General features: G+C 40.9%; 32 protein-coding genes, 3 tRNA genes, 1 rRNA gene and 1 pseudogene. 34 read left to right on the plus strand and 3 right to left on the minus strand.

The annotated features are described in order from the left end of the window. Positions 1 to 142: 142 nt before the first annotated feature. The 4 genes from rrf to LPAF129_RS01925 all read left to right on the plus strand — a co-directional run bounded on the left by rrf (position 143) and on the right by LPAF129_RS01925 (position 535). Positions 143 to 259, plus strand: a 5S ribosomal RNA gene (rrf, locus tag LPAF129_RS01910). 12 nt (positions 260 to 271) lie between these two features. Continuing rightward, positions 272 to 344 (plus strand) — tRNA-Asn (locus LPAF129_RS01915). A gap of 27 nt (positions 345 to 371) precedes the next feature. Further along, a tRNA-Glu gene (locus LPAF129_RS01920) sits at positions 372 to 443 on the plus strand. A 19-nt stretch (positions 444 to 462) separates the two neighbouring features. Beyond that, positions 463 to 535: transfer RNA gene (locus LPAF129_RS01925), tRNA-Thr, on the plus strand. Positions 536 to 608: 73 nt separating this feature from the next. Here LPAF129_RS01925 and LPAF129_RS01930 read toward each other — a convergent pair. From LPAF129_RS01930 to LPAF129_RS01940, 3 genes are all read right to left on the minus strand, one after another. Next, positions 609 to 1,733 (minus strand): site-specific integrase, encoded by a 1,125-nt coding sequence (locus tag LPAF129_RS01930; RefSeq protein WP_244054474.1) that lies wholly within the window; start codon positions 1,731 to 1,733, stop codon positions 609 to 611. A 105-nt stretch (positions 1,734 to 1,838) separates the two neighbouring features. Continuing rightward, complete coding sequence (locus LPAF129_RS01935) at positions 1,839 to 2,378, minus strand: Ltp family lipoprotein (RefSeq protein WP_244054475.1); 540 nt, start codon at positions 2,376 to 2,378, stop codon at positions 1,839 to 1,841. A gap of 166 nt (positions 2,379 to 2,544) precedes the next feature. Continuing rightward, positions 2,545 to 3,162 (minus strand): LexA family protein, encoded by a 618-nt coding sequence (locus LPAF129_RS01940; protein WP_244054476.1) that lies wholly within the window; start codon positions 3,160 to 3,162, stop codon positions 2,545 to 2,547. A gap of 162 nt (positions 3,163 to 3,324) precedes the next feature. Here LPAF129_RS01940 and LPAF129_RS01945 point away from each other — a divergent pair, with 162 nt between their 5' ends. From LPAF129_RS01945 to LPAF129_RS02085, 30 genes and pseudogenes are all read left to right on the plus strand, one after another. Continuing rightward, positions 3,325 to 3,546 (plus strand): helix-turn-helix transcriptional regulator, encoded by a 222-nt coding sequence (locus tag LPAF129_RS01945; protein ID WP_244054477.1) that lies wholly within the window; start codon positions 3,325 to 3,327, stop codon positions 3,544 to 3,546. A gap of 15 nt (positions 3,547 to 3,561) precedes the next feature. After that, positions 3,562 to 3,891, plus strand: a complete 330-nt coding sequence (locus LPAF129_RS01950; RefSeq protein WP_244054478.1) for a DUF771 domain-containing protein — start codon at positions 3,562 to 3,564, stop codon at positions 3,889 to 3,891. A gap of 85 nt (positions 3,892 to 3,976) precedes the next feature. Continuing rightward, positions 3,977 to 4,222: a helix-turn-helix domain-containing protein gene (locus tag LPAF129_RS01955; RefSeq protein ID WP_244054479.1), complete on the plus strand. Its 246-nt coding sequence runs from the start codon at positions 3,977 to 3,979 to the stop codon at positions 4,220 to 4,222. A gap of 84 nt (positions 4,223 to 4,306) precedes the next feature. Next, on the plus strand, positions 4,307 to 4,456 hold the full coding sequence (locus LPAF129_RS01960; RefSeq protein ID WP_244054480.1) for a hypothetical protein: 150 nt from the start codon (positions 4,307 to 4,309) through the stop codon (positions 4,454 to 4,456). Then, the gene (locus LPAF129_RS01965; protein WP_244054481.1) at positions 4,449 to 4,940 is read left to right on the plus strand and encodes an alcohol dehydrogenase; all 492 of its coding nucleotides are present in this window, start codon (positions 4,449 to 4,451) and stop codon (positions 4,938 to 4,940) included. The genes LPAF129_RS01960 and LPAF129_RS01965 overlap by 8 nt, the downstream gene beginning before the upstream one ends. A 44-nt stretch (positions 4,941 to 4,984) precedes the next feature. Next, the gene (locus LPAF129_RS01970; RefSeq protein WP_244054482.1) at positions 4,985 to 5,194 is read left to right on the plus strand and encodes a hypothetical protein; all 210 of its coding nucleotides are present in this window, start codon (positions 4,985 to 4,987) and stop codon (positions 5,192 to 5,194) included. A gap of 47 nt (positions 5,195 to 5,241) precedes the next feature. Further along, positions 5,242 to 5,400 carry a hypothetical protein gene (locus LPAF129_RS01975; protein WP_244054483.1) on the plus strand — a complete coding sequence of 53 codons (159 nt, stop codon included), beginning with the start codon at positions 5,242 to 5,244 and terminating at the stop codon, positions 5,398 to 5,400. A gap of 2 nt (positions 5,401 to 5,402) precedes the next feature. After that, a complete protein-coding gene (locus LPAF129_RS01980; RefSeq protein WP_244054484.1) occupies positions 5,403 to 5,876 on the plus strand; it encodes a siphovirus Gp157 family protein in 474 nt (157 codons plus the stop codon). Then, positions 5,876 to 6,553 (plus strand): AAA family ATPase, encoded by a 678-nt coding sequence (locus LPAF129_RS01985; RefSeq protein WP_244054485.1) that lies wholly within the window; start codon positions 5,876 to 5,878, stop codon positions 6,551 to 6,553. The genes LPAF129_RS01980 and LPAF129_RS01985 overlap by 1 nt, the downstream gene beginning before the upstream one ends. Positions 6,554 to 6,672: 119 nt before the next feature. Next, the gene (locus LPAF129_RS01990; RefSeq protein WP_244054486.1) at positions 6,673 to 7,941 is read left to right on the plus strand and encodes a DEAD/DEAH box helicase; all 1,269 of its coding nucleotides are present in this window, start codon (positions 6,673 to 6,675) and stop codon (positions 7,939 to 7,941) included. 18 nt (positions 7,942 to 7,959) lie between these two features. Beyond that, positions 7,960 to 8,469 (plus strand): DUF669 domain-containing protein, encoded by a 510-nt coding sequence (locus LPAF129_RS01995; protein ID WP_244054487.1) that lies wholly within the window; start codon positions 7,960 to 7,962, stop codon positions 8,467 to 8,469. 77 nt (positions 8,470 to 8,546) lie between these two features. Then, positions 8,547 to 10,898 (plus strand): phage/plasmid primase, P4 family, encoded by a 2,352-nt coding sequence (locus LPAF129_RS02000; RefSeq protein WP_244054488.1) that lies wholly within the window; start codon positions 8,547 to 8,549, stop codon positions 10,896 to 10,898. A 263-nt stretch (positions 10,899 to 11,161) separates the two neighbouring features. After that, the gene (locus LPAF129_RS02005; protein WP_244054489.1) at positions 11,162 to 11,491 is read left to right on the plus strand and encodes a VRR-NUC domain-containing protein; all 330 of its coding nucleotides are present in this window, start codon (positions 11,162 to 11,164) and stop codon (positions 11,489 to 11,491) included. Next, on the plus strand, positions 11,478 to 11,783 hold the full coding sequence (locus tag LPAF129_RS02010) for a MazG-like family protein (protein ID WP_244054490.1): 306 nt from the start codon (positions 11,478 to 11,480) through the stop codon (positions 11,781 to 11,783). The genes LPAF129_RS02005 and LPAF129_RS02010 overlap by 14 nt, the downstream gene beginning before the upstream one ends. An 88-nt stretch (positions 11,784 to 11,871) precedes the next feature. After that, positions 11,872 to 12,129: a hypothetical protein gene (locus LPAF129_RS02015; protein ID WP_244054491.1), complete on the plus strand. Its 258-nt coding sequence runs from the start codon at positions 11,872 to 11,874 to the stop codon at positions 12,127 to 12,129. Between the two features lie 318 nt (positions 12,130 to 12,447). Continuing rightward, positions 12,448 to 12,938: pseudogene (locus LPAF129_RS02020) on the plus strand (DNA cytosine methyltransferase). Then, positions 12,907 to 13,182: a hypothetical protein gene (locus LPAF129_RS11265; RefSeq protein WP_373875024.1), complete on the plus strand. Its 276-nt coding sequence runs from the start codon at positions 12,907 to 12,909 to the stop codon at positions 13,180 to 13,182. The pseudogene LPAF129_RS02020 and the gene LPAF129_RS11265 overlap by 32 nt, the downstream one beginning before the upstream one ends. Continuing rightward, positions 13,179 to 13,922 (plus strand): helix-turn-helix domain-containing protein, encoded by a 744-nt coding sequence (locus LPAF129_RS02025; RefSeq protein ID WP_244054492.1) that lies wholly within the window; start codon positions 13,179 to 13,181, stop codon positions 13,920 to 13,922. The genes LPAF129_RS11265 and LPAF129_RS02025 overlap by 4 nt, the downstream gene beginning before the upstream one ends. Continuing rightward, positions 13,919 to 14,692 carry a hypothetical protein gene (locus LPAF129_RS02030; protein WP_244054493.1) on the plus strand — a complete coding sequence of 258 codons (774 nt, stop codon included), beginning with the start codon at positions 13,919 to 13,921 and terminating at the stop codon, positions 14,690 to 14,692. The genes LPAF129_RS02025 and LPAF129_RS02030 overlap by 4 nt, the downstream gene beginning before the upstream one ends. Continuing rightward, positions 14,689 to 15,018, plus strand: a complete 330-nt coding sequence (locus LPAF129_RS02035) for a hypothetical protein (RefSeq protein WP_244054494.1) — start codon at positions 14,689 to 14,691, stop codon at positions 15,016 to 15,018. The genes LPAF129_RS02030 and LPAF129_RS02035 overlap by 4 nt, the downstream gene beginning before the upstream one ends. Then, on the plus strand, positions 15,011 to 15,190 hold the full coding sequence (locus LPAF129_RS02040; protein ID WP_244054495.1) for a hypothetical protein: 180 nt from the start codon (positions 15,011 to 15,013) through the stop codon (positions 15,188 to 15,190). Before LPAF129_RS02035 ends, LPAF129_RS02040 begins: the two co-directional genes overlap by 8 nt. Positions 15,191 to 15,193: 3 nt before the next feature. Continuing rightward, positions 15,194 to 15,406: a hypothetical protein gene (locus tag LPAF129_RS02045; protein WP_244054496.1), complete on the plus strand. Its 213-nt coding sequence runs from the start codon at positions 15,194 to 15,196 to the stop codon at positions 15,404 to 15,406. A 124-nt stretch (positions 15,407 to 15,530) separates the two neighbouring features. Further along, the gene (locus tag LPAF129_RS02050) at positions 15,531 to 15,992 is read left to right on the plus strand and encodes a DUF722 domain-containing protein (RefSeq protein WP_244054497.1); all 462 of its coding nucleotides are present in this window, start codon (positions 15,531 to 15,533) and stop codon (positions 15,990 to 15,992) included. 176 nt (positions 15,993 to 16,168) lie between these two features. Beyond that, the gene (locus tag LPAF129_RS02055) at positions 16,169 to 17,041 is read left to right on the plus strand and encodes a DNA-methyltransferase (RefSeq protein WP_244054498.1); all 873 of its coding nucleotides are present in this window, start codon (positions 16,169 to 16,171) and stop codon (positions 17,039 to 17,041) included. A gap of 172 nt (positions 17,042 to 17,213) precedes the next feature. After that, positions 17,214 to 17,768, plus strand: a complete 555-nt coding sequence (locus LPAF129_RS02060; RefSeq protein WP_244054499.1) for a terminase small subunit — start codon at positions 17,214 to 17,216, stop codon at positions 17,766 to 17,768. Beyond that, positions 17,758 to 18,972 (plus strand): PBSX family phage terminase large subunit, encoded by a 1,215-nt coding sequence (locus tag LPAF129_RS02065; RefSeq protein WP_244054500.1) that lies wholly within the window; start codon positions 17,758 to 17,760, stop codon positions 18,970 to 18,972. The genes LPAF129_RS02060 and LPAF129_RS02065 overlap by 11 nt, the downstream gene beginning before the upstream one ends. Positions 18,973 to 19,009: 37 nt before the next feature. Beyond that, positions 19,010 to 20,365, plus strand: a complete 1,356-nt coding sequence (locus tag LPAF129_RS02070; protein WP_373875027.1) for a phage portal protein — start codon at positions 19,010 to 19,012, stop codon at positions 20,363 to 20,365. Beyond that, positions 20,337 to 21,251, plus strand: a complete 915-nt coding sequence (locus LPAF129_RS02075; protein WP_244054502.1) for a structural protein — start codon at positions 20,337 to 20,339, stop codon at positions 21,249 to 21,251. The genes LPAF129_RS02070 and LPAF129_RS02075 overlap by 29 nt, the downstream gene beginning before the upstream one ends. Positions 21,252 to 21,463: 212 nt before the next feature. Beyond that, a complete protein-coding gene (locus tag LPAF129_RS02080; RefSeq protein ID WP_244054503.1) occupies positions 21,464 to 22,054 on the plus strand; it encodes a capsid assembly scaffolding protein Gp46 family protein in 591 nt (196 codons plus the stop codon). Beyond that, positions 22,054 to 22,869: a N4-gp56 family major capsid protein gene (locus LPAF129_RS02085; protein ID WP_244054504.1), complete on the plus strand. Its 816-nt coding sequence runs from the start codon at positions 22,054 to 22,056 to the stop codon at positions 22,867 to 22,869. Before LPAF129_RS02080 ends, LPAF129_RS02085 begins: the two co-directional genes overlap by 1 nt. Positions 22,870 to 22,925 lie beyond the last annotated feature (56 nt).

The following is a 22,925-nucleotide window of genomic DNA, read 5'->3' on the forward strand; positions in this document are numbered from 1 at the left end:
GTGCTGTGAGGCATGGAGCGGACCATTACTAATCGGTCGAGGACTTAACCAAAGAGTCGCGCGAGTGACTCGGTCCAAAGAATTACAAGAGATGAATGTTATTCAGTTTTGAGGGAATGGATCTCTCAAAAATAAACAAAAGTGCGGCGATTATTGCACAAAGGCTACACCTGTTCCCATGCCGAACACAGAAGTTAAGCTTTGTCACGCCGATAGTAGTTGGGGGATCGCCCCCTGTGAGGGTAGGTCGTTGCCGCGCTTTGTTTATTATTCCGGCATAGCTCAGTTGGTAGAGCATCTGACTGTTAATCAGGGTGTCGACGGTTCGAGTCCGCCTGCCGGAGTTTTACAGTGTTAGTACTGTTAGTTATGACCCGTTGGTCAAGTGGTTAAGACACCGCCCTTTCACGGCGGTAACATGGGTTCAAATCCCGTACGGGTCAGTTAGATAGAAATAGTTTTGCCGGCTTAGCTCAGTTGGTAGAGCATCGGTATCGTAAACCGAGGGTCACAGGTTCGACTCCTGCAGCCGGCATCATAAAGTGACTTAAAGCATTGATATAACAGCATTCTTGATTGCTAAGTGCAACAAAAGTGCAACAAGGTACCTACTTTGCAACATCTGCAGAGTGGGTACCTTTTTTATTTGTCAGATTATCAAGTAGTAATTCAATTAAATCGTCGGACTTTGCTTTGTACTCGTCAATCAAATAAGCATAACGTTTTGATGTGGTCGTCATGTCGGTATGGCCAAGACGTTTACTAATTGCGTATAAGTCAGCACCCTGAGAAAGCAGATAAGCCACGTGCGAGTGTCTGAGACTGTGGAAGTGGAAGCCTTGTCGATTGATGTCGCAATCTTGAAGAAGGCTTCTAAGTGTCTTATTGACTGCGTTAGAAGTAGGGATAGTGCCATACTGATTAACAAACACCATTCCAGAATCAGCGTGATGCAGTTGTTCAAGAATATCCAGCAAATCATCATTGATGCGAATAATGCGAGTCGAGCCTTCGGTTTTAGTTGGCTTAAATTTGTTGTTAAGTGCATCCCATGATTTGTTGATAGAGATCGTTCGCCAATTAAAGTTAATATCTTTCCAAGTTAATGCTTGAATCTCGCCTAAACGTGCGCCAGTATAAATTGCTGTTAATATCATGTATCGGCTAGTGAAGTGTGGGTTTAGTTTTGATTGAGTATGGCTGATTAACGTTTGAATTTCGGAGATGTTAAGATAGTCCACTGTTATTTCACGACTCTTATCCCACGTGAGAGAGACATTCTGGGTGAAGTCTTTCTTGATTAGATCATCATAGACAGCCGACTTAACGCACGCTCGCACAATGGAGTTTAGTTTCTTGACAGTTTCTGGCGCATGATCAGCGCCATAACTATTGATAAATTTCTGGTATTTTCGGCGATCGACTTTTTTAATGTTTATTTTCTCGAAAGCGTGATGGAGCTCACGTGAGATTATTCGATAGCGATTAGCAGTGACCTGAGAAACCTTGTTTTCTTTGTAAAGCTGAAACCATTCGTCGAAATAATCTGCGAAAGGTACTTCACGCACATCCACATTATTATTAGCCACATCATTTTCGAAACTGATTGCATACAAGCGGGCTTCATTCTTAGTCTTAAAGCCTGCTTTATATTTCTGTTTTAGTTCACCGTCAGCATCGCGCCACGATACGCGAACCCCCCAACCAGTGGAAGTTTTTCGATAACTTGCCATTTTAATCATTCCTTTCTGTGTTATAATAATAAAAGGGCATACTTGTCCCTGAGCAATTAAGCGAGCACATCCTAAACTTTGGCGAGTGGGGGATGTGTTTTTTTATTAATCATCTATATGTTGAATTGCATAATCGGCTTCCTGAGATGTAAATTGTTCGCCGGCCTCTGAAGTTAATTGTTCGTGTATTGAATCATTGGACATGTCTTGTTCTTCACGATAATCTTTGGCTTTCTCTAATGCATTTTTGTTATAGTCGACCTTAATATTATCTACTGCATATTGTGCAGCCTTTTCTGGGAAGCCTTCACCTGCATCAGAAGTTAGCTGATCATAAATACCTGCTTTTGACATATTCATGGTGTCGGCGTAAGTTTGTCCCTTTCGTTGAGCTGCTCTATATTCAGCCGGTACATCATCTTTTTTCTCACTTGTTTTGCTAGAATCACTTGATGTTTTTTCTTCAGTCTTTTCGCTAGAAGATGAATCGCTTAATGTGTCGCTTTCATTACTACCCATTGATCCAGCAAATATAAATACAACAAGTACAACTAGAACCCAAAACCAAATTCTTTTATAAAAAGGTTTTTTAACCTTTACATAATATTTTTTTCCGTCTTCGCCAGTTACTTTTTTCTTTGCCATTTGTAATTCCTCCAAATATAATATTTCCTCGGTTTTTAACGTCCACGAGGTACGGACTATGTATTATTTTAATTAAATATGTAATGTGTCCAACTTCATGGTATATTTGAGTTGAACACATATTCTCATGCTCTAGCCGGTCCCTAAATTCTGGCTAGGGCGTTTTTTATAGGTCGGCAACGAATCGCATTGCCTTTCCTATTATTCTGCCAGTGTAATCATCTGATAAAATTATTGGATCGTATTCGTGATTGTCTGGCATCAGCATGACAATGTCGCCCTGGTGCTTGATCCGTTTCAATGTGGCCTCATTGTCATTGTCGACAAGTACCGCAGCGATCTCGCCATCTTCCACAGTTGGTTGCTCTCGTATCAATACATACGAACCATTCGGTATTGTCGGCTCCATTGACTGACCTTTTGCTTTAAGATAGAAAACTGTTCCGCTTGGTAACAGATCAGCAATAGTTTCACGATAACCTTCAATATTTTCATCGGCAGTGATTGGATCGCCGCAAGCGATGGCTCCAAGGACGGGAATACGGCGAATACCGGTAGTTATTGGTTTAACATTGTCAGGATAAGGAAAAAACTCGTTTATGCTAACATGGAAAACTTTTGATAATGAAAATAAGACATCCTGTTTTGGCTGTCGTGTTCCTGCTTCGTAATTAGCAATTGCACTTTTGCCGATGCCTAATTGTTTAGCAAGATCAGTCTGGGTCCAATTTCTTTGTTCACGAAAATATTTGATTTTGGTTCCAGCATATTTTGCTAAATCCATAACGTTCACCTCCTGTGTACACTTAATATAATACATTGCACTACTATAGTAGTCAATAACAAAAATCACGAAAAGTGAACTTTTTTTACTTTAACGCTTGATTTATGTTCACGTATCGTGTACTATAATAACATAGAGTTCAGGAAGGAGATGAGAAACAAAATGCAATATATTCTAACAGGCATTAGAAAAGAGCACGGAGAACTACAAGATGATTTGGCGAAAATGCTTAACATCAGTACTGCGGCATATCGCAACAAAGAACAAGGGAAGACTCAATTCAAAATGGATGAGATGTTTAAAATTGCTGATCATTACAACGTTAAGATTGAGGATATTTTTTTGCCTAGGAAGTACACGTTACGTGAACTAGAACGGCAATAGAAAGGAATGGTGATTATGATGCAACAGACTCTCTCAATCACTTTTCCCAAGCAAGAAATCCAAGCGATGGTTCAGCAACAAGCAGAACGTTACTTTGAAGAATTAACCACTGGCAAAACATGGACGTTAGACGAGTTCCGCAAGAATTGCTGTGGGAGCAAGTCACCCGATTGGGTCAAGCTGTTTGTGTTTGCTGAGTTTCGAGAAGAAATTGATTATCGTCACGGTGGGTGGTTGAAGTTTAGCCGGGGGCGTGGCAGTCAGTTTATTATCTTCGCCAAGCCAGCCTGTGAGTGGATGGAAGACAATCGGGACCGCATCGACTGGGAGGCGAAATTGCCATGACACCAATAGGGACTGTGATGTTGTCAGTTGTCCTTTTCATCGCTTGGAAAGCCTTGAGGGCCTTAATTGAAAGGTGGTGGGGAAAATGAAGTATACGAAAGAAAACTTCCAACGTGGCTTAAAAGTTCAAATGGCAGTTTTTAATTTAAATGTTAGCGATGTCGCTAAAAAAACAGGACTTAGCAGAGGTACTATATCTAATTTACTAAATAATAAAGTGACTCCAGATATGTCGTTCAGGATTGGGACATTATCAAAATTATGTACCCTCTTTAAGTGCACGCCGAACGATTTATTTAAGGAAGCACCAAAGGGGTGGGGGAAACGTTAAGTATTGCAATTGTCGGACTGCTAACGGTGTTGTGCCTTATCTTGGACGACATCGAGTGGAGCCTTGAGGGAAAGAGGTGGAAAGATGAACTGGGTACTGATTCAACAAATAGGAATGACGATTCTAGTAGTGATTCTGTTAATAATCGCAGTAATTAGTTTGTGGAAAGTTGTGCCAGAAATCAACAAGATAGTTCGGGGCGCAGCACTAGAAGAAGGCGAGAAAAATGAGTAGAGTAATCGATCTGACGGGACAGCGGTTTGGCAGGTTGACAGTTGTTCAATTTTATCAAAGAAAAAATGGAAGAACTTTTTGGAAATGTCAGTGCACTTGTGGAAATCAGACTATTTCAAGAGCCGATGCTTTGAAATCTGGAAGTGTGAAAAGCTGTGGCTGTTTTGCAAAAGAAAAACACAAACTTGATTTTGAAAAATTCGCTAGAAGCAAAAGACAAAAAAATGATTTAAAAGAAAACACGGATTTAACAAATTTGGTCGATAAACCGCAATCAAATAGTTTAAGTGGAATCAGAGGTGTTTGTTTTTCAAAAGGTGAACAATTATGGATAGCTACTTTAAATCTGAAAGGAAAAAATATTCTTCATAAACGTTTCAAAAACAAGCAAGATGCGATCAATGCTCGTAAAGAAGCAGAAGAGAAATATTTCAAGCCGATTTTAGAAAAATATAAAAATAGCCACTCCTGCCAGAGTGACTAAGCAAAATATTCAATGTGGTTATTATACCACAGATTGGAGAGCTTATGGACAAATACCGAGAAACGTTGCATGTGATTGCGAACATGTCAACAGAGCAGAAGATTTCGTTTCTGACACGCTTGTTGGCCGACAATGATGCGAAGTTAAGCATCTTCGAGCGCAATGACCTGCAAGCAACGATCACGAACCTAAGAAAGCAGAGGGAACAACATGCCAAATATAAATTGGGACCGCAGTATGGAACAGGCAGATAGAAACCTGCAAATGGACCCGCCCACATACGACTGGGACGAACGAGAGGATGTGGCAGAAGATGATTGACGAAGCACAACGTATCTTATTGAAGCTAGTCGATTGCAAGAACGAACGCATCAACTATGAAGGACCGACAGACACCATCAAAGGCATTCAGTTAGCAATTGACTGTGTGACGGAGTACATGCGCAAGAAAGGGGAATAAGCATGAACCTATACGATTTAAACGATGCTTACAAACAGTTAGCTTACTCAGACGCTGACCCAGAAGTCATTAAGGACACGCTCGATTCAATCAACGATGAGTTTAACTTGAAACTCGATAACATTGCATCATGGATCGAATCAAACAAGAGCCAAATTGAGTGGGCCAAGAAAAAAGCACAGGAGTTCTCGGAGTTGGCCAAGCAATTAGACAACCGAAACAAATCATTAAACGAGTACCTGGCGGCGGCAATTGACGACCGAGGGGTTAAGTCAGTGCAGACTGAAAACCATTTGTTACGGCCGAGAAACTACCGTGCAAGCGTGCGAATCGTGGATGAGAGCAAAATACCGGCTGATTACGTCCACACAGAGACTGTCACTAAGATTGACAAGAAACAACTGTACAGCGACTTAAAAGCTGGCAACGTTCCAGGTGCTGAATTGAAACCGAACCGAGGGGTGGTGATTAAATAATGGAAATCAAATCGTTAAAGGACACAAGCCGAACCGAGCAATGGCGTGTCTGCTTGTACGGCAAGCCAGGTGTCGGAAAGACAAGCTCTGCGAAGTACCTTAAAGGCAAGACGCTAATTCTAGCATTAGATAACTCAGCCAAAGTGTTAGGCGGTACAGACATTGATGTGATTGAGTTCAATCGGCAACAACCAGGGCAAGAGATCAATGATTTTATTAAAGAAGTTCCTAGCTTTATTGGGGGTTACCAGAATCTAATTGTTGATAACATTTCATCTTTTGAAAAAGACTGGTTTGTTGAGCAAGCTCGAAATTCTAAGAGCGGTATTCGCAATGAGCTGCAAGATTACTCAGGATATACAAACTATTTTGCACGACTTATCTCAGCAATCTACCGTTTGCCCGTCAACATCTTAGTAACAGCGTGGGAAAGTCAACGACCAATTACAACTGCAAACGGTCAGCAATTCAACCAGTACGCACCAGCTGTCCGTGACAATGTACGCGATTTATTTATGGGCTTGACCGACATTGTGGGTCGAATGATTGCAAAACCAGACAGTGGCGAACGTGGCGTGATTCTTGAAGGCGATGATGGAACTTTTGCTAAAAACCGGTTAGACGATCGTAAGGGATGCAAGATTGAAGAATTGTTTAACTTTGAGGATGGTGATTAGGGATTGCCTTTGAGAGATTATCAAAAAAAGCTGATTAGTGATTTACGCAAATCGTTATTAGCTGGAAACCATAATGTTGTTGTGCAGTCCCCTGCGTAGGTAGTGGCAAGAGCGTCACAATGGCAGAAATTGCCAAGTCTGCTACTGACAAAGGCAATCGTGTGCTGTTTGTTGTTCATCGTAGAGAATTAGTTGAGCAAATCAAACAGACATTTACCAAATGGGGCGTTGATATGAGTTTATGCCAAGTTGGCATGGTACAAACCATAACAAGACGATTGCAGAAAATACCAATACCAAAAATGATTTTGGTAGACGAGTGTCATCATTCAATCGCTAAGACTTATCAAAGAATATTCGATAAGTTTCCTAATGCAAATGTAATTGGCTTTACTGCAACACCGCAAAGATTAGGTAAGAAGCAATTAGATGTTGTTTATAACGATTTAGTCCTTGGCCCAAAAATTAAATGGTTAGTGCAAAACAACTTTCTTGCACCATACAAATACTATTCTGTCAACATGATTGACACAACAGAATTAAAACGTTCATCCACAGGTGATTATACAGTTCAGAGCATGGGCAATGCTGCCAAATCAATTATCTATGGTGATGTGGTAAAGCATTATCAGAAGTTTGCTGATCACACAAAAACTATTGTCTACACCTACAATGTTGCATCTAGCAAAAAGGTTGCCGATAAGTTTCTAGCTGCAGGATATTCCGCTAAGCAAGTTGATGGTGAGACACCAAAAGATGTCAGACAGAAAGCGATGGACGATTTTAGGACTGGAAAAGTGACGATTCTAGTGAATGCCGAACTTTACGGCGAGGGAATTGATGTTCCTGATTGTGAGACTGTCATAATGCTACGACCAACTGAATCGTTGAGTTTGTTTATTCAAACCACAATGCGGGCAATGCGTTATAAGCCGAACAAAACGGCCAAAATCATTGATATGGTTGCGAACTGGAAAACACACAACTTGCCAGACGCTGATCGTGAGTGGTCGTTGGAAAGCAAACCCAAGAAAAATACCGAAGCAATGGACATTGTGCAATGTGAGAATTGCTTAGGCGTATCCGAACGTTCTGATTGCGGTAAAGGCTGCATCATACGAACACACAAAGTCGGGATGCTCTGTCCATTGTGTGGTGAGTTACTCAGCAATGGACGTGAATCAAACGGGCCAATTCATGAAGATGCTGAGCTAAAAGAAATCACACCTGGAATAGTCTTAAATTTCAAGTCTGCAAACAAGGGTGACTACTGGCAGAAACTAAAAGAAGCCAAAACTTGGGACGATCTCGAAAAAATTCGAAAAGAGCGCGGTTATAAACCAGGTTGGGTTTGGTACCAAGCAAAACAAAAAAATATAACAAAATAAAGAAAGAGGTATTTAATTATGGCATTTCAATTAGACTACAGTGATGTAAATGATGGACAAATCAAGGATGGAGATTACGAAGCAGTGATTTTTACTGTGAACGAAGATGCTTCACCATCCGGCTCAGAATTTATCAACTTCGACATGATTATCCGTAACGACATTGAGCAGCAGTACAAGAACTCACACATTTTTCACCGGGTTTGGAAAGCAAAAGCAACTGGTAAGTATAACATCAATATGATCATGCGTATTGCTCAAGCTGTTGGCTTGCCAGAAGGGAAATCATACAACTCATTTGATGACCTTCTAAAGGAATTCCATGGCAAAGCAGTTAAAGTTCGGGTCAAGAATGAAAAGTCAGAATTCAACGGTCAAACATACGACAATTTAAACGTTAAGCGTTGGAATCAAACAGAATTCCCAAACATTCAGCATCAGTGGAAAGACAATCCACAGCAGGCTAGTGATCCATTAATGGGACAAGGGCAAACAATTGACATCAGTGGCTCAGATTTGCCGTTCTAAATTTTAAATAGTCAGTGAACTTGATACGCCGGACCGGTGAGATGCCGGTTAATAAAATAAAGGAGGCATCTTTTTAATTGTTCGATTATGCAAAAATACCGCAAGAGCTGCGTGATCTAAAACAGTGGGGACTATATTCCAGAAAATGGTTACCTGAAAAAAATAAATATACTAAGTTGCCACTAACTGTGGATGGAAGAGCAGCATCGTCAACTAATGAAAGGACATGGTCAAGCTTTGGCGAAGCACTAACTGCTTATCTAACACCAAATAATTTTGAAGTTGCTGGTTTAGCATTTTTCTTCAAACCGCCCTACATCGGAATTGACATTGATCACATTAAAGATGACATCACTGCTACTATCCAAGGCGACCCTAACACTGTTACTAATGACTTTATCAAACGTACCAAAAGTTATACTGAAACATCAATGTCGGGTGAAGGCATCCACATTATCACTAAGGGGAACTTCAAAGGACAAAAGCATCGGAAAGGGCAGTTTGAATTCTACGACAAAGGACGTTTCTTCGCATTAACCGGACAAGCTTTCGGGAGTGTAAGTGATTATTCAAACATCAATCGGATTAAACCAGAAGACTTTGATTATTTGTATAAGCGCTACATCGGAGAAGATAAACCCTTAATTCCTCAAGAAAATAAGCCAGTGCCATCAAATAATTTAAGCAAAAACGATGTAATTCTAAAAGCAGCACAAAGCAAAACAGGCAAGCGGTTCACAACTTTATACAAAGGCGACTGGCAGGGGTTATATGAATCACAGTCAGAAGCCGACCAAGCCTTTATGAATGATTTGGCATTCTGGACAGCTAAAGACCGCAGTATGATGGACGAAATTATGCGAGAATCTGGACTCTATCGCCCGAAATGGGACGAACGCCGTGGAAGATTGACTTACGGCGAAATCACAATGAACGAAGCAATCAACTCAACTTCAGACACGTATAAATCTCACTCTGATCAATACCAGATATTCGTCAAAGGTTTTAATGTGCCAGATGATGCTAAACCAATTACTCTGACGACTGCATTTAATTATACTGACACCGGTTTTAGAAATAGGTTCTTACGCGATCATCCAAAAGATGTTTTATTTTCTCAACAAACCAAGCAGTTTTTGTACTTTAACGGCAATCGTTGGGTCTATGACACGAGTGGAGTTGTTCCTCGAATGTTGGATCCAGTAATTGACAAGATTGGGAATGAACAACGGCTTTCACCCGATGATGTTGGCGCAAAAGATGAAGGTGCAGCAACTAAAGCATTTCATGATTTCGAAAAACGATGTCTCTCCCACAATGGGCAGCAGGCGGTGCTAAGCATGATTGCAAATCAGCGAGGAGTCGATGATTCAGAATTTGACCGCAAGACAAACATTATCAATACACCTTCAGGAATTGTTGATTTATCAAGTGGGAGCATTAAACCAGCAACAACCGAAGACCTAGTTACCAAGTCGACCAATGCAGAAATTTCTGAAATTGAAACACCAATTTTTGACAAATTTATGCTAGATATTTTTCCAAGTCATCCCGAATTGATCGAGCTAGTTCAGAAACTGATTGGGTACACAATTACTGGGACTGTGGCTGAGCAACTAACAGTCTTTTTGCTAGGCAAAGGAAACGAAAATGGCGCGAATGGTAAATCGGTATTAGTCGAAGTGTTACGACAAATTCTGGGAGACTATGCGGTCAGCATTCAACCCGAGACGATAACTTATAGCAAGACAACAAATTCAAGCAGCAACACCGACAACCAGATTGCCGACACAAAAGGTGCCCGTATGATTGCAACATCAGAAATCGAACGTGGAGCTAAGTTGTCAGAATCAATGCTCAAACGGCTAACTGGTGGCGAGATGATCACTGCTAAACGGCTATATGAAAAGCCAATCAGTTTTACGCCAACAGGCACATTGTGGATGAGTTCTAACTACAAACCAATTATTTCAGGAACCGATAACGGTATTTGGCGGCGACTAGTATTTATCCCGATGACGGCCAAGATCACGAAGAAAGACCCACACCTCAAAGATAAATTGATGACTGAAAAAGCCGGTATTATGAACTGGATCATTGAAGGAGCGCTGAAATATCAACGTGATGGCATCCAATTGCCAAAGATTATCACCAATGAAGTTGATGAGTACCGAGAAGACATGGACGATGTGGCAACATTTATTAACGATTGCTTTGATAAAGTTCCTGGATGCAGAACACCATTTTCTGAAATTTCAGACAGATTCAAAGAATGGAAAGACATATATGGTACTCCACTGACTATCCGTGGACTGTCCAGAGAATTGTCTGATCGGTATGAAAAATATCGGACAGAAAGCGAACGTGGCTATGTTGGTCTGAAATTAAAAGGAAAAATCGAAATTAAGAACGGATATAACCCTTTATAAATGACAGTAAGAACCATTCTGACAGTTGGCTGACACTAATTTGGAATTAGTGTCAGGTTCAAAAACGTTGATATAACAGTCTTAAACCTATATAGATGACAGTATGACACTAATTTCTATTAAATAGATATACTTTTAGGAACTATATAAAACCATATAAGAGCCTCGAGGGGAAATTACAGTCATTTAGTGTCAGCGATGGCTATAACCGCTGGGAGAGTAAGCATAACAGCATGACAGTGTTAGTGTCAGGAAAGGAAACTATGAAATCAGAAGCGCAAATTCAAAATGAAATTTTAGTCGCGCTCAGTAAGTGTGGATGCACAGTGATCCGCACAAATGCTGGGCAAGCCAGAACAATGCAAGGAAGAATCATCAAATTAGCACCCCGAGGTTGGCCAGACATCACTGGCTTTCGTAAATCAGACGGGCGGATGCTGCTTGTGGAAGTTAAGAATGAAAAAGGCCGACTTCGACCTGACCAAGTTAAGTTTCAAGAATTTATCAGTCAATATCCGGTATTGTACGGTGTCTGTCGGAGCGCTGAAGACGCAATTAAGTTAGTGGAGGATGTTAATAATGCAGGAAAATAAAACAGATTTAACTAAAGCAGTTCAACAGTGGGGCAAAAACAAAGGCATCACCGACCCACGGGCACAGTTTATGAAAGTCGTCGAAGAAGTCGGCGAGATTGCCGAAGCATACGATAAAGGCTGGCAAGACAAACTGGTCGATTCGTTTGGTGATGTGCAGGTCACATTGATCATTGCAGCCGAGCTAATGGGTGTGGACTATGAAGCATCACTAGCTGAAGCTTATAACGTGATTGCGAAACGTAAAGGTCACATGCATAACGGGGTGTTTGTTAAGGAAGAAGACGAATAGCCCTTAATCGTGCTTAAACGGGCACCTAAGCGATTTAAATACTAGATTGGTGTAATTACACCAGAAGACAATAAAGGAGCTTAAAACAATGGAATTAAGCGAATACGCAAGTAAGCTAAGAGAACTAGCAGATATTATCGAGAAGAAGTATTACGTGCAGGTCTTTGATTGTCCCTCAGGGTATTTGAATTTTTCAGAAAAAGCAGAAGATTATGCTGTCGAAACAAGAGTTGAAGTCTTCGGTTATCGGGTCACGTTTACTAAGACTGAAATCGAAGATCTAAAAATTAATCCAGCATTGAAAGCAATCAATTGGGACGAAGTTAAGCTTATCCCGGTCGATTAACAGTTTATGTGGGTGTCAAAACCCGCATAATCATTGGCCGAGTGAGAAAAAACTCAAGGAGTGTGAACGCACCCCCTACTAATATTACGCACTCACTCAGCCACACAGTGACTAGAAAATAAATCAAAGGATGTGAAGACCTCAATTATATATATTTAATTAATTCTAGTCACTGCATTGCCCCGAACAGTTTAACTTAGGTGCAACTCCTGAGCGGGGCTTATCCGGATAAATTTAAACAAAGGAGTGATTAAGATAGCAAAGTTAAAAGCACTTGAACTGTTTGCAGGAATTGGTGGTATTGCTTTGGCCGAACAAATGGCAGGCATTGAAGTTGCTGGCCTGTGCGAATATGCAGAGTTTCCACGCAAGATATTAAACAAAAATTTTCCAAAAGTTCCAGTTTAAAAGACGTTAAGAAAATAAATTCAGAAAGCTTAAAAGGAGTAGGTATAGATGCTTCAACAATTGACATTATTTCCGGCGGATTCCCTTGCCAGCCTTTCAGTATTGCCGGGAAGCGACAAGGCACGGAAGATGACCGCGACCTCTGGCCAGAGATGTTTCGAATTATTCAAGAGCTCGAGCCAACTTGGGTTGTTGGAGAGAATGTTGCTAACTTCGCCAATATGGAACTCGACCGCACGTTATTTAACTTGGAAAGTGCAGGCTACGAAACACGTGCATTGGTATTACCAGCTTGTGCCGTCGGGGCATTTCACCAACGAAAAAGAACGTTTATTGTGGCCCACGCCAACCGCCAGCGATGGGGGGGGCTTGGACAAAAGTCAAGAAAACCGATGTGTTAGGGAGTTTGCAGAGAGCTTTGGAAGACAAACCTGGCAGACACATGGGAACGATCCGCACAACTTATTACTTGCAGGCGCAGAAAAAATCGCCCATGGAGACAGCAGAATTCAACGAAATGATGATGGGCTTTCCACTGGGGTGGACAGACTTAAAGCATTAGGCAATGCAGTTGTACCTCAACAAGTTCTGCCTATTTTTAAAGCGATTGTGAAAATTGAAGAGTTAAGGAGCGAAATCGTATGAAAGAATCACTTAAAGCAACGATGTTACTTGCAAATTACTTCGAGCAGCATCCTGACGCACCAGATGACGACCCGTTTGTGGTCGAGCAAAGAAAAATTGCTGGTATTGTACCTAACTCTAATAAGCCGATGAAACGTCGTGGCAACAGAAAGAAAATCGATGACGAAGCGATCAACAGGCTAAACCAGCAAGGGCTGACTAGAGTGCAGATTGCTGACCAATTAGATTATGCAGTGTCGACTGTTTCAAAGCATATTCGAATAATGGAATCGAACGTCCCGCGCCCACCACATGGCAATCGCAAAGATATTGACGAAAAAATTATTAAACTCCACAAACAGGGACTAACCAGAAACGCAATCGCAGAAGCGATTGGTGTCACTGGTACAACCGTCAACAAGCATTACCAGAAGCTCGGGCTGACACCGAATAATGTAGCCAAGAAAGAACTACATCTTGGCCGCATGAAGAAGCTAGTCGGTCAGGGACTAACCATGCAGATGATGACGGAGAAATTGCACGTTGACCGCAAACAGATTAAAGAAGCCATCTTGAAGCACGGACTGTGGACGCATTACAACGAGATTCAAGATCTACGACATCAATTTGTGTTCGTCCTGCCAACAGGTGGTTACCGTGATTATGACACGATGAAAGAGCTGGAACGGCATGAAGATGTTACAGCAGGCGAAGTGATGACGATGTTTGAGTATGAGAAAAGAAAGGGTGTTAAGTTTTGAGCAAATATTACCGAGTGAGAACGCAAGAGCAGTGGAACTGGCTGATGGAACATCTAGAATTAGAATACCCGTTCTCATCTACTACATTCTTGACAGATTCAATTTTTATGGATTTTAAAGACGCCCATCAATTAGTGCCAAAAATATCAATTAAATCAAGCAATATAAATAAAATTATCGAAGTATCTCAAATGATGGAGGACGAGAAAATGGAAGATTACGTAACGATCCACAGTGAAGATTTAGAGAAGATAAAAGTTGATTATGGACAGATGAATGACGTTAGCTTAATTAACCATGACGTTGATGGAAAAATGTATATTCATGAGCGTTTCTTACCTGCTGATTTAATGGTTCCCAAGTCCCTGCTTTATCCCAAAATTAAACTTACACCAGCAGAGAAAGCTGAGTTTGATTCGATTGATAATGACGAAACGCTATATAACGCTTTGGATATTATTGAACGCGAAGACTATCCACATCTATACAAACGAATCTATGAGCACGCAATAATGTCTATCCCTAAGTTCGAATTAGAGTTTGCCCGTGCATGGGCGGACCCAGATTTAATCGAAGTCCTGCCAGAAAAGAAATGGAATGTGCGAGTGCCTAAGCTCAAAAATATGTTCTATTGGAAAAATGATGATGAAACACTTGATTATCAAGACAGCCAATATAACTGTTATCATCACCAGCAGTTCACCGCAGAAGAACTTAAACACTACGGTTTGGACAATGATTTATTCGAGAAAGTCGAGGTAAGCGAATGAAAGTTTATGTATTAGAAATGGTTTCAGAAGGCGGAAGCATCGTGTACGGAGTTTATAAGACCCGAAAAAGTGCAGAATTAGTTGGTTTGTCTCAAGTTGGTAAGAGTTGGCCAAACTATTATATTACTGAGCAGGAAATACATGGGGAAGGTAAGCAAATAACCGAATGTGAGTATTGCTCTCAGGAATATAACATTGAGGGCGATTATACGGAATTAGAATTAAACCTACCAGACAGAAAAATCATTGCATGGGGTGACGGTGAAGCTGTCCTAAAAAATGTCAATTATTGCCCCATGTGTGGACGGAGGCTGACTGATGAATAACTTTTATGCTTTATATCGTGGCGACAGGTTTATCACAGTTGCCGATACGATCCAAGAAATGGCTGAATTTATGCATGTGTCAATCAGCACGGCACGTTGGCTAACTTATCCAACTGCACACAAACGATTTAAGAACCAGAATGCAAATTTAATTTATAAATACGAGGTGTAAATTATGAAGAAAACACTTAAGCAACAATTAACTGGAATGAAACCAACCACAGAATGTCACGTCCAATTCACTGATATGCGATTCTGTGACACTGTGAGTGAGTTACTGCAAGATGAGCGAATCCAACAATACAAGGATAACTTGGTAACTCGTACACGCAGACAACACGTGGCAGGGAGACATTACGTTGAGATTTATGTGGGGAGGGCGAAATAATGTCATTTAAACGCAAGCACTACATCTACCGCAGAATTGGGCCAAGATTGTACAAATTCAATCGGGCAGCAAAACGAGACAGTAAACTAAACCAATTGTTTAAATTATTCTAGGGAGTGATCTATTGGCAACAAGAGATGAAGCAATTCAAGCAATTAAGAGATATCCAGATTATGAACGTGATAGACGCAGACGTGAGCTAGAACTCAGATATCCATTTGATAAATACCCAGATGAAAATATCGGTGGCGGACGCGCGCAGAATGTACGTGATGAATCGCTCGAGAATGAGGTTAGCCGAGTTTTATCTGACCCTAAGCTAATTGAGCTAGAGCGAAATAAAAACGTAGTAGAGAGCGTTCTAAGGCAATGTGTGGACAAGCAAGTTAGATCGTTGCTAGATAAAGCTACCTACGATATTATCTACGAGTTTTATTTTGCGGAAGTAAAAAGATATAACGCGCAGGCAATTGCTGATAAAGTTGGTTTATCTCGTGCAAGAGTTTACGCAAGAAAAAACGCCTTTATAGATGAAGTTCAAAAAGAATTAACAAAACGAGACAAAAACGAGACAAAACGCCCTTAAAAGTGTTGTATATTTGTAATATACAAAAATGTTTAATTAAGCAGTTTGTATAGCACATATTTTTCTCCTTTATAAATAACGTGCTGGCCGTGATGTCAGTCCCTTAGCCAGGGTCACAGGCTTACATATTCTTCAGACAGCTTAATGGCTGTCTTTTTTATTGCAAGGAGAAAGCAATGCACAACAGAATAACAGTAACTGAAAATATATATAGGCAGCCATTGCTGGTTGTCTTTTTTATTGCAGTTAGAAAGGACGATAACATGATTGATTTAAAACAAGGCGATTGCCTAGAACTGATGAAAGAGATACCGGATAAGAGTGTGGACATGGTGCTGTGTGATTTACCTTATGGGACTACCAAGTGCCGATGGGATAATGTGTTGCCATTCGATAAATTGTGGGAGCAATACCATAGAATTATCAAAGATAAAGGTGCAATCGTGTTATTTGCGACAGAGCCTTTTACATCGACTATGATTTGCTCAAATATCAAAGAATTTCGAGAAAAAATAACATGGATAAAGCATAGAGCAAGCAACTGGGCAAACGCGAAAAGAAGGCATCTTAAATATACTGAAGATATTATTATCTTCGGAAGTGGACAGCCGACCTACAATCGTCAAATGGAACCAAGAAAATCACGACGTGTTGCAGAAGCACAAAAAAACAATTGGACTATGACAAACAACAACACCTCTCAGGTTTCGTTTAGCCCAAAACAAACAAAAAATGTTAGTTCTTTAAATTGGGACAAAGACTATAAGAACCCAATGGACTATATAAAGTGCCCAAGCGTAGTTAATAATTCGCACGAGAAAGTTAATCATCCGACGCAGAAACCAGTTAAGCTGTTGACCAACTTAATCAAGACCTATACCCACGAAGGCGAGCTAGTCTTAGACAACACAATGGGTAGTGGTTCAACAGGTGTGGCATGTGTCAATACTAAGCGTGACTTTATTGGTATGGAACTGGACGAAGAATATTTTCATATTGCTGAGAAACGGATACAAGAAGCACAGAGTGAGATTAGATTGGACGTGTAACCATGGAGCCAGAAACACGAAACTTTTGCATAGGCTGTCTCAACGGCCTGCTGGCAACAATAGCATTAATTGCTTTGCTCGCTCTGTTATTCTGGGGTGGGAAAGTATTCGCATGGCTGATTATTAAAACTATCTTGTAATATACGAATACTGAAAGGTGGTGGGGCTGAATGTGCAAAAGAAAAAGCTAAATAAGCAACAACTCAAGTTCTGCCGTGAATGGTTGAAAAGTCACAATGCTTATGACGCTGCGATAAAAGCAGGCTACTCTGACAGTTATGCCAGAAATGCTACTAAATTTCTATTGGAAAATATTGGAATTCAAGAATACATCGACAAACGGACATCAAAAGTCGAAAAACAGGAAGATGACGAAGTCGATATGGTTTTGACAAATATCTATCGAATTGCGACAGGAAAAGAGATAAGCAATCACTCGAAAGCTGTTGACAATCTCAAAGACAAAGTTATCCACGACAAGACATACATCAGCCCCGCCGATACAAAAGAACAAATCGCCGCTGCTGAATTGTGGATGAAGATTAAAGGGCAATTCAAAAATGATAATGCCGAGATTGAAAAAGCTAGAGTTAAGAAGCTTAATGCTGAAGCACGAATTGCAGATGCTAAAGCTGACGCAATTGAGAACACGGGGCAAGATACTGAAACATTATTGACCGGCTATTTAAAAGAGTTGCGCAAAGGTGTGAATGAAGATGAGTCTTAACGATCTATATACAGAGAAACAAGTTGAAGTTATTAAGACTTTGAATCGCAACGACTGGAAGTTAATGATTAACTATGGTGCAGTTCGCTCGGGCAAAACTGTAATTGATAACGATATATTCTTGTTAGAAATTGACAGAGTTAGAGACTTAGCTAACAAGTTAGGCGTATCAGAGCCAATGTATATCTTAGCTGGCTATTCTAGCAAGTCTATCCAAAACAACGTCTTACAAGAGTTAAGCAACAAGTACGGTATTGAGTTCAAGTTCGACAAACATAATTCGTTCAAGCTTAATAATGTAAAGGTCGTTCAGACATTTACTGGTTCAATCTCTGGTTTAGGTGCAATTCGAGGCATGACAGCGTTTGGTGCATATATCAACGAAGCATCGTTAGCTAATGAATTGGTTTTCGACGAAATTAAGAAACGTTGCTCAGCACCTAATGCTCGTATCATCTGTGACACTAACCCTGACCAGCCACAGCATTGGTTGAAGAAAAATTATATCGACAACAAAGACCCTGACGCAGGTATCGTGAGTTATCACTTTATTCTTGATGACAACACTTTCTTGCCAGAAGATTATGTTAAGCATGAGAAAGCTGGTACACCTAAAGGTATGTTCTATGATCGCGACATCCTAGGACTGTGGGTGTCAGGTGAAGGCATGGTTTATCAAGACTTTGACAAGAAACATTCTGCTGTTGATGTTGCACCCGAAGGGCTAGAGTATTATGTTGGTGTCGACTGGGGTTATGAACACAAAGGCTCAATCGTTGTCTTAGGCGATGATCGTCAAGGCAATACGTATTTAGTCGAAGAGCACACTAAACAGCACCAAGAGATAGATTACTGGGTCAAGGTTGCTAAAGGCATCCAACAAAGATACGGCAGGAATATCCGTTATTATGCTGACTCAGCACGTCCCGAACACGTGCAGCGGTTCATCCGTGAAGGACTGCATACGATAAACGCAGACAAGAATATCATGGCTGGGATTGAATCAGTGGCTAAGCTGATCAAGACTGGTCATTTTTATTACGTTAAATCAGGCATTCAAGAGTTCCTTGATGAGATATATCAGTATATTTGGGACGAGAAAAAAGGTGTGCCAGTTAAAGATGAAGACCATGCAATGGACGCTCTTAGGTACGCATATTACACGAAACACAACCGCAAACCGGTTTCAATAATGAGAAGGTGATTATAGATTGGAAACTATAGTGCAGGGCGCTGGTTCAATGATTAAAGGCAATGTATTCGTCTATCCAAGAAATAGGAATATGACACCCGATGATCTGCGTGGGTTTATCAACGCCAATATGGAACTATCAAAGAATTACAACAAGTTGTATCGGTATTATTTGGGACATCACGACATTTTAGATGAATTTCGCAAGACTAAGCGCCCAGATCATAAGCTAGTACCTAATTATGCTAAAACATTAACAGAAACATTCAACGGTTACTTTATGGGAGTACCGCCTAAGATTAGCTTGAACAATGATACAGACAATATGAAGCTACAAGATTGGCTAAATTGGAACTCATTCCAAGATAAATTGAATGAAGCCAGCAAGATTGTTGACATTATGGGACGGTCGTATATGTTCCTATATCAGAATGAAGACAGTCAAACGTGTGTGGCGGTCAGTGAACCAACTGAATCGTTTGTAATTTATGATGATACAGTGGCACATCTACCGATTGCATACGTACGTTATTCGTTTGATGACAATAACAATTTATCTGGCAGTTATTACACCCAATCAAAAGCATACACGATTGATACAGCATACAGATTGTTAGATGAGCGTATCAATCCGATTCAAGCTGTACCCGGTATTGAGTTTTATGCTAATGAAGAACGACATGGCTTATTTGAACCAGTCATGACATTGATTGACGCGTTCGACAAAGCGCTGTCCGAGAAAGCTAACAACGTGTCTTATTTCGATTCTGCTTATCTATTATTGCTTGGCCTGCAATTTCCACACGATGAAAACGGCGACCCAATCGTCAATATTGACGGTAACGATATGATTGTTGCTGAAGATGCAGATGCAACGCAGGCACGAGTTGAGTTCTTAAACAAGCCCGACAGTGACGGTATGCAAGAGCATTACTTAGACCGTTTGAACGATTTGATTTATCAAGTCTCGAACGTAGCTAATTTGAAAGATGATTCTTTTAGCGGGAACTCTAGTGGTGTGGCAATTCAATATAAGCTGTTGCCAATGCTCAACTTAGCATCCACAAAGGAACGCAAATTCACACAGTCGTTGCGAAAATTATTCGGCCGTGTATTTGATATTGGAACAGTCGTCAATGCTAAAGCTCAAGACTTGACGTTTAAGTTTATTCGCAATATGCCTGTTAATCTTGAAGACGAAGCAGATACTGCTCAAAAACTCAACGGGATTGTGTCGAAAGAAACACAGCTTAAAAGCCTATCATTCGTGGATGATGCTAAACAAGAAATTAAACGTATTGCTGATGAACAAACTGAACAGGTCAAGCAGTCACGTATTGATTACGGTGTGGCTACTGATAAGGAGATGAACGGCGATGGCTCGCAAACTGCCGAAGCAAGATGACGCATACTGGAAGAAACGTATTAAGCAAGAGCAAAAGTACATGGAGCAAGCGACCAACATACCTGAACTAAAAAAGTATTACCAGCAAGCAGTCGATGAGATTCAAGAAAAAATCGATGCCGAATACGCTCGTTTGGATAAGCTAGGCTTTAGCTCTAAAGATGTTAAGCAAGCTGATATTCGTCGATATGAGCAAGAAGCTAAGGAAGTCGTTGCTCAAGCTGATAAGATTCGTGAGGAGCTAGGACGCAATGCTAAACGCTCAGACTTCACTGATGCGGTTAATGATCGCATGACGATCTACAATGCCACAATGAGAATTAACCGTTTAGAATATCTGAAATCGCGCTCTGCTCTCTCGTTAGTCAAGGCAGGCGTGAACGTTATCGACAAGATGACTAAGGAGTTTTTCAGCAAATACATTGGTGAGTTCAAGCGACAAGCTGGTATTCTAGGACGCACGTTTCAGCACATGGGAGCTGACCGCATTATTAAGCACGTGCTGGCACAAACAGACGGGGCAACGTTTAGCGACCGTGTGTGGAAGAATACGGACGAATTAAAGGCTCGTTTAGATGTATTGCTGACTAACAATCGCATTAAAGGTGAGAACCCTGATAAGATTGCTCGGCGGTTACGTGATTTAGTTAGTGACCAGTTTGCAGGCCAAGCTAAGTATGTGACTGAACGCATTGCTCGAACTGAATCAACTCGATTGATTGGTGAAGCACAAAAAGAAAGTTATAAGAAATACGGTATTAAGTTCGTTAAGTGGATAGCAGAAGCTAGTGCTTGCGATTTCTGCGAAGATATTGCACATGGAGGTAAAGATGGCGAGGGTGTGTACAAGATTGATAATGTACCAGCATACCCCCGCCATCCGTGAATGAGCCGAATTGTATGTGCAGTCTTGCAGCTTATTATGAAAATGAATAAAAGCGATGGTTTAACAGCCACCGCTATTTTTATGCAGTTTTTGGAGGTGATCCCTTACATCTCGCAGTTATACGTTAAATAATTGTCCGTTTTCCTCGATCGTGGACGTTAAATAAGATCGTGAGTAAACAGTGCACCCGCACTTTAAACGGAGGTTATTAAATGGCTGAAGAAGTACAAGCAGAAACGGTTGAAACTGAACAAGCCGAAGTACAAGGCGAGCAAACAGAACAAGCTGAATCTCAAGGTAAAACATTCACTCAAGAACAAGTCAATGCAATGATCAAAGACCGCTTAGCACGTGCCGAAAAGCAAGCCGAAGCAGAAAAAGCTGAAGCTAAGAAGTTAGCCAAAATGAACGCTGACCAAAAGCAACAATACGAGCTTGAGAAAGCACAGAATGAGGCCAAGGAGGCACAAGCCCAGTTAGCTAAGTATGAGATGCAAGGACAAGCTCGTAAGATGTTTGCTGATTCTGGCATCGAACCCTCTGATGAAGATTTAGCTTTGATCGTGACGGCTGAAGCAGAAGGCACGCAATACAACGCTAATCAGTTGCTTGATTTGATTGCACGAGTTCGTGAAGATGAACGCACTAAATTGCTGAAAGGCGAAACACCTAAAGCAAATGGTAAGAAATTGCCAGCTCAAGTTACACAAGAAGATTTTAATCGCATGAATATGACTGAAAAAGTTAAATTACATGCAGAAAACCCAGAACTATTCAATAAATTAACAGGAGGTCATGAATAATGGCAGATAATATTACACACATTGCGGATTTGGTAAATCCCGAAGTATTGGCACCAATCGTGTCTTATGAATTAGAAAACGCATTACGCTTTACACCGTTAGCTCAAATCGACGCAACATTGCAAGGTCAACCAGGCTCAATCTTGAAGTTCCCTAGCTTTACGTATATGGGCGACGCTACCGACATTGGTGAAGGCGAACAGATTCCTTTAGATAAAATCGGCACATCTTTAAAGCAAGTTGAAATCAAGAAAGCTGCTAAGGGTACAGCAATCACTGACGAAGCTATCTTATCTGGCTATGGCGATCCTGTGGGTGAGTCTACAAAACAACTTGGTTTAGCAATTGCTAACAAAGTTGATAATGATTTGCTCGCAGCTGCTCAAGGTGCTACTCAATCTGTTGCGTTTGCTGCAACTGTTGATGGTGTACAGGCTGCACTGGATGTCTTCAACGATGAAGACGACGCTACTGTCGTCGGTATCTTCAATCCTAAAGATGCTGCTGCTTTGCGCAAAGATGCTAACAAGCAAAAAATTGGTTCAGAAGTTGGCGCTAACGAATTAGTGAACGGCACATACCTTGACGTGTTAGGGGTGCAGATTGTTCGTTCTCGCAAAGTAGAAGCAGGCACAGCCATCTTTATTCGTGCTAACCAAGCTAAACCAGCTTTGAAGTTAGTTATGAAGCGTAATGTTCAGGTTGAATCTGATCGGGACATTAGGACAAAAGAGACAGTATTAACAGCCGATGAGCATTACGCTGCATATCTCTATAATGATGCCAACGTGGTATTAATGACAAAAAAAGCCTAACCCCGCCTAGTGGGGTGATAGCTACCCCAACTAAAGACGGGGCCAATATCACAGCT

It is taken from the genome of Ligilactobacillus pabuli, assembly GCF_022836475.1.
GTDB lineage: Bacteria > Bacillota > Bacilli > Lactobacillales > Lactobacillaceae > Ligilactobacillus > Ligilactobacillus pabuli.

What these genes read in the sequence shown, in the direction of transcription:
- LPAF129_RS01930 (WP_244054474.1), bottom strand. Translation starts at nt 1,733, where the DNA reads ATGGCAAGTTATCGAAAAACTTCCACTGGTTGGGGGGTTCGCGTATCG.
- LPAF129_RS01935 (WP_244054475.1), bottom strand. Translation starts at nt 2,378, where the DNA reads ATGGCAAAGAAAAAAGTAACTGGCGAAGACGGAAAAAAATATTATGTA.
- LPAF129_RS01940 (WP_244054476.1), bottom strand. Translation starts at nt 3,162, where the DNA reads ATGGATTTAGCAAAATATGCTGGAACCAAAATCAAATATTTTCGTGAA.
- LPAF129_RS01945 (WP_244054477.1), top strand. Translation starts at nt 3,325, where the DNA reads ATGCAATATATTCTAACAGGCATTAGAAAAGAGCACGGAGAACTACAA.
- LPAF129_RS01950 (WP_244054478.1), top strand. Translation starts at nt 3,562, where the DNA reads ATGATGCAACAGACTCTCTCAATCACTTTTCCCAAGCAAGAAATCCAA.
- LPAF129_RS01955 (WP_244054479.1), top strand. Translation starts at nt 3,977, where the DNA reads ATGAAGTATACGAAAGAAAACTTCCAACGTGGCTTAAAAGTTCAAATG.
- LPAF129_RS01960 (WP_244054480.1), top strand. Translation starts at nt 4,307, where the DNA reads ATGAACTGGGTACTGATTCAACAAATAGGAATGACGATTCTAGTAGTG.
- LPAF129_RS01965 (WP_244054481.1), top strand. Translation starts at nt 4,449, where the DNA reads ATGAGTAGAGTAATCGATCTGACGGGACAGCGGTTTGGCAGGTTGACA.
- LPAF129_RS01970 (WP_244054482.1), top strand. Translation starts at nt 4,985, where the DNA reads ATGGACAAATACCGAGAAACGTTGCATGTGATTGCGAACATGTCAACA.
- LPAF129_RS01975 (WP_244054483.1), top strand. Translation starts at nt 5,242, where the DNA reads ATGTGGCAGAAGATGATTGACGAAGCACAACGTATCTTATTGAAGCTA.
- LPAF129_RS01980 (WP_244054484.1), top strand. Translation starts at nt 5,403, where the DNA reads ATGAACCTATACGATTTAAACGATGCTTACAAACAGTTAGCTTACTCA.
- LPAF129_RS01985 (WP_244054485.1), top strand. Translation starts at nt 5,876, where the DNA reads ATGGAAATCAAATCGTTAAAGGACACAAGCCGAACCGAGCAATGGCGT.
- LPAF129_RS01990 (WP_244054486.1), top strand. Translation starts at nt 6,673, where the DNA reads ATGGCAGAAATTGCCAAGTCTGCTACTGACAAAGGCAATCGTGTGCTG.
- LPAF129_RS01995 (WP_244054487.1), top strand. Translation starts at nt 7,960, where the DNA reads ATGGCATTTCAATTAGACTACAGTGATGTAAATGATGGACAAATCAAG.
- LPAF129_RS02005 (WP_244054489.1), top strand. Translation starts at nt 11,162, where the DNA reads ATGAAATCAGAAGCGCAAATTCAAAATGAAATTTTAGTCGCGCTCAGT.
- LPAF129_RS02010 (WP_244054490.1), top strand. Translation starts at nt 11,478, where the DNA reads ATGCAGGAAAATAAAACAGATTTAACTAAAGCAGTTCAACAGTGGGGC.
- LPAF129_RS02015 (WP_244054491.1), top strand. Translation starts at nt 11,872, where the DNA reads ATGGAATTAAGCGAATACGCAAGTAAGCTAAGAGAACTAGCAGATATT.
- LPAF129_RS02025 (WP_244054492.1), top strand. Translation starts at nt 13,179, where the DNA reads ATGAAAGAATCACTTAAAGCAACGATGTTACTTGCAAATTACTTCGAG.
- LPAF129_RS02035 (WP_244054494.1), top strand. Translation starts at nt 14,689, where the DNA reads ATGAAAGTTTATGTATTAGAAATGGTTTCAGAAGGCGGAAGCATCGTG.
- LPAF129_RS02040 (WP_244054495.1), top strand. Translation starts at nt 15,011, where the DNA reads ATGAATAACTTTTATGCTTTATATCGTGGCGACAGGTTTATCACAGTT.
- LPAF129_RS02045 (WP_244054496.1), top strand. Translation starts at nt 15,194, where the DNA reads ATGAAGAAAACACTTAAGCAACAATTAACTGGAATGAAACCAACCACA.
- LPAF129_RS02055 (WP_244054498.1), top strand. Translation starts at nt 16,169, where the DNA reads ATGCACAACAGAATAACAGTAACTGAAAATATATATAGGCAGCCATTG.
- LPAF129_RS02065 (WP_244054500.1), top strand. Translation starts at nt 17,758, where the DNA reads ATGAGTCTTAACGATCTATATACAGAGAAACAAGTTGAAGTTATTAAG.
- LPAF129_RS02070 (WP_373875027.1), top strand. Translation starts at nt 19,010, where the DNA reads ATGATTAAAGGCAATGTATTCGTCTATCCAAGAAATAGGAATATGACA.
- LPAF129_RS02075 (WP_244054502.1), top strand. Translation starts at nt 20,337, where the DNA reads ATGGCTCGCAAACTGCCGAAGCAAGATGACGCATACTGGAAGAAACGT.
- LPAF129_RS02080 (WP_244054503.1), top strand. Translation starts at nt 21,464, where the DNA reads ATGGCTGAAGAAGTACAAGCAGAAACGGTTGAAACTGAACAAGCCGAA.
- LPAF129_RS02085 (WP_244054504.1), top strand. Translation starts at nt 22,054, where the DNA reads ATGGCAGATAATATTACACACATTGCGGATTTGGTAAATCCCGAAGTA.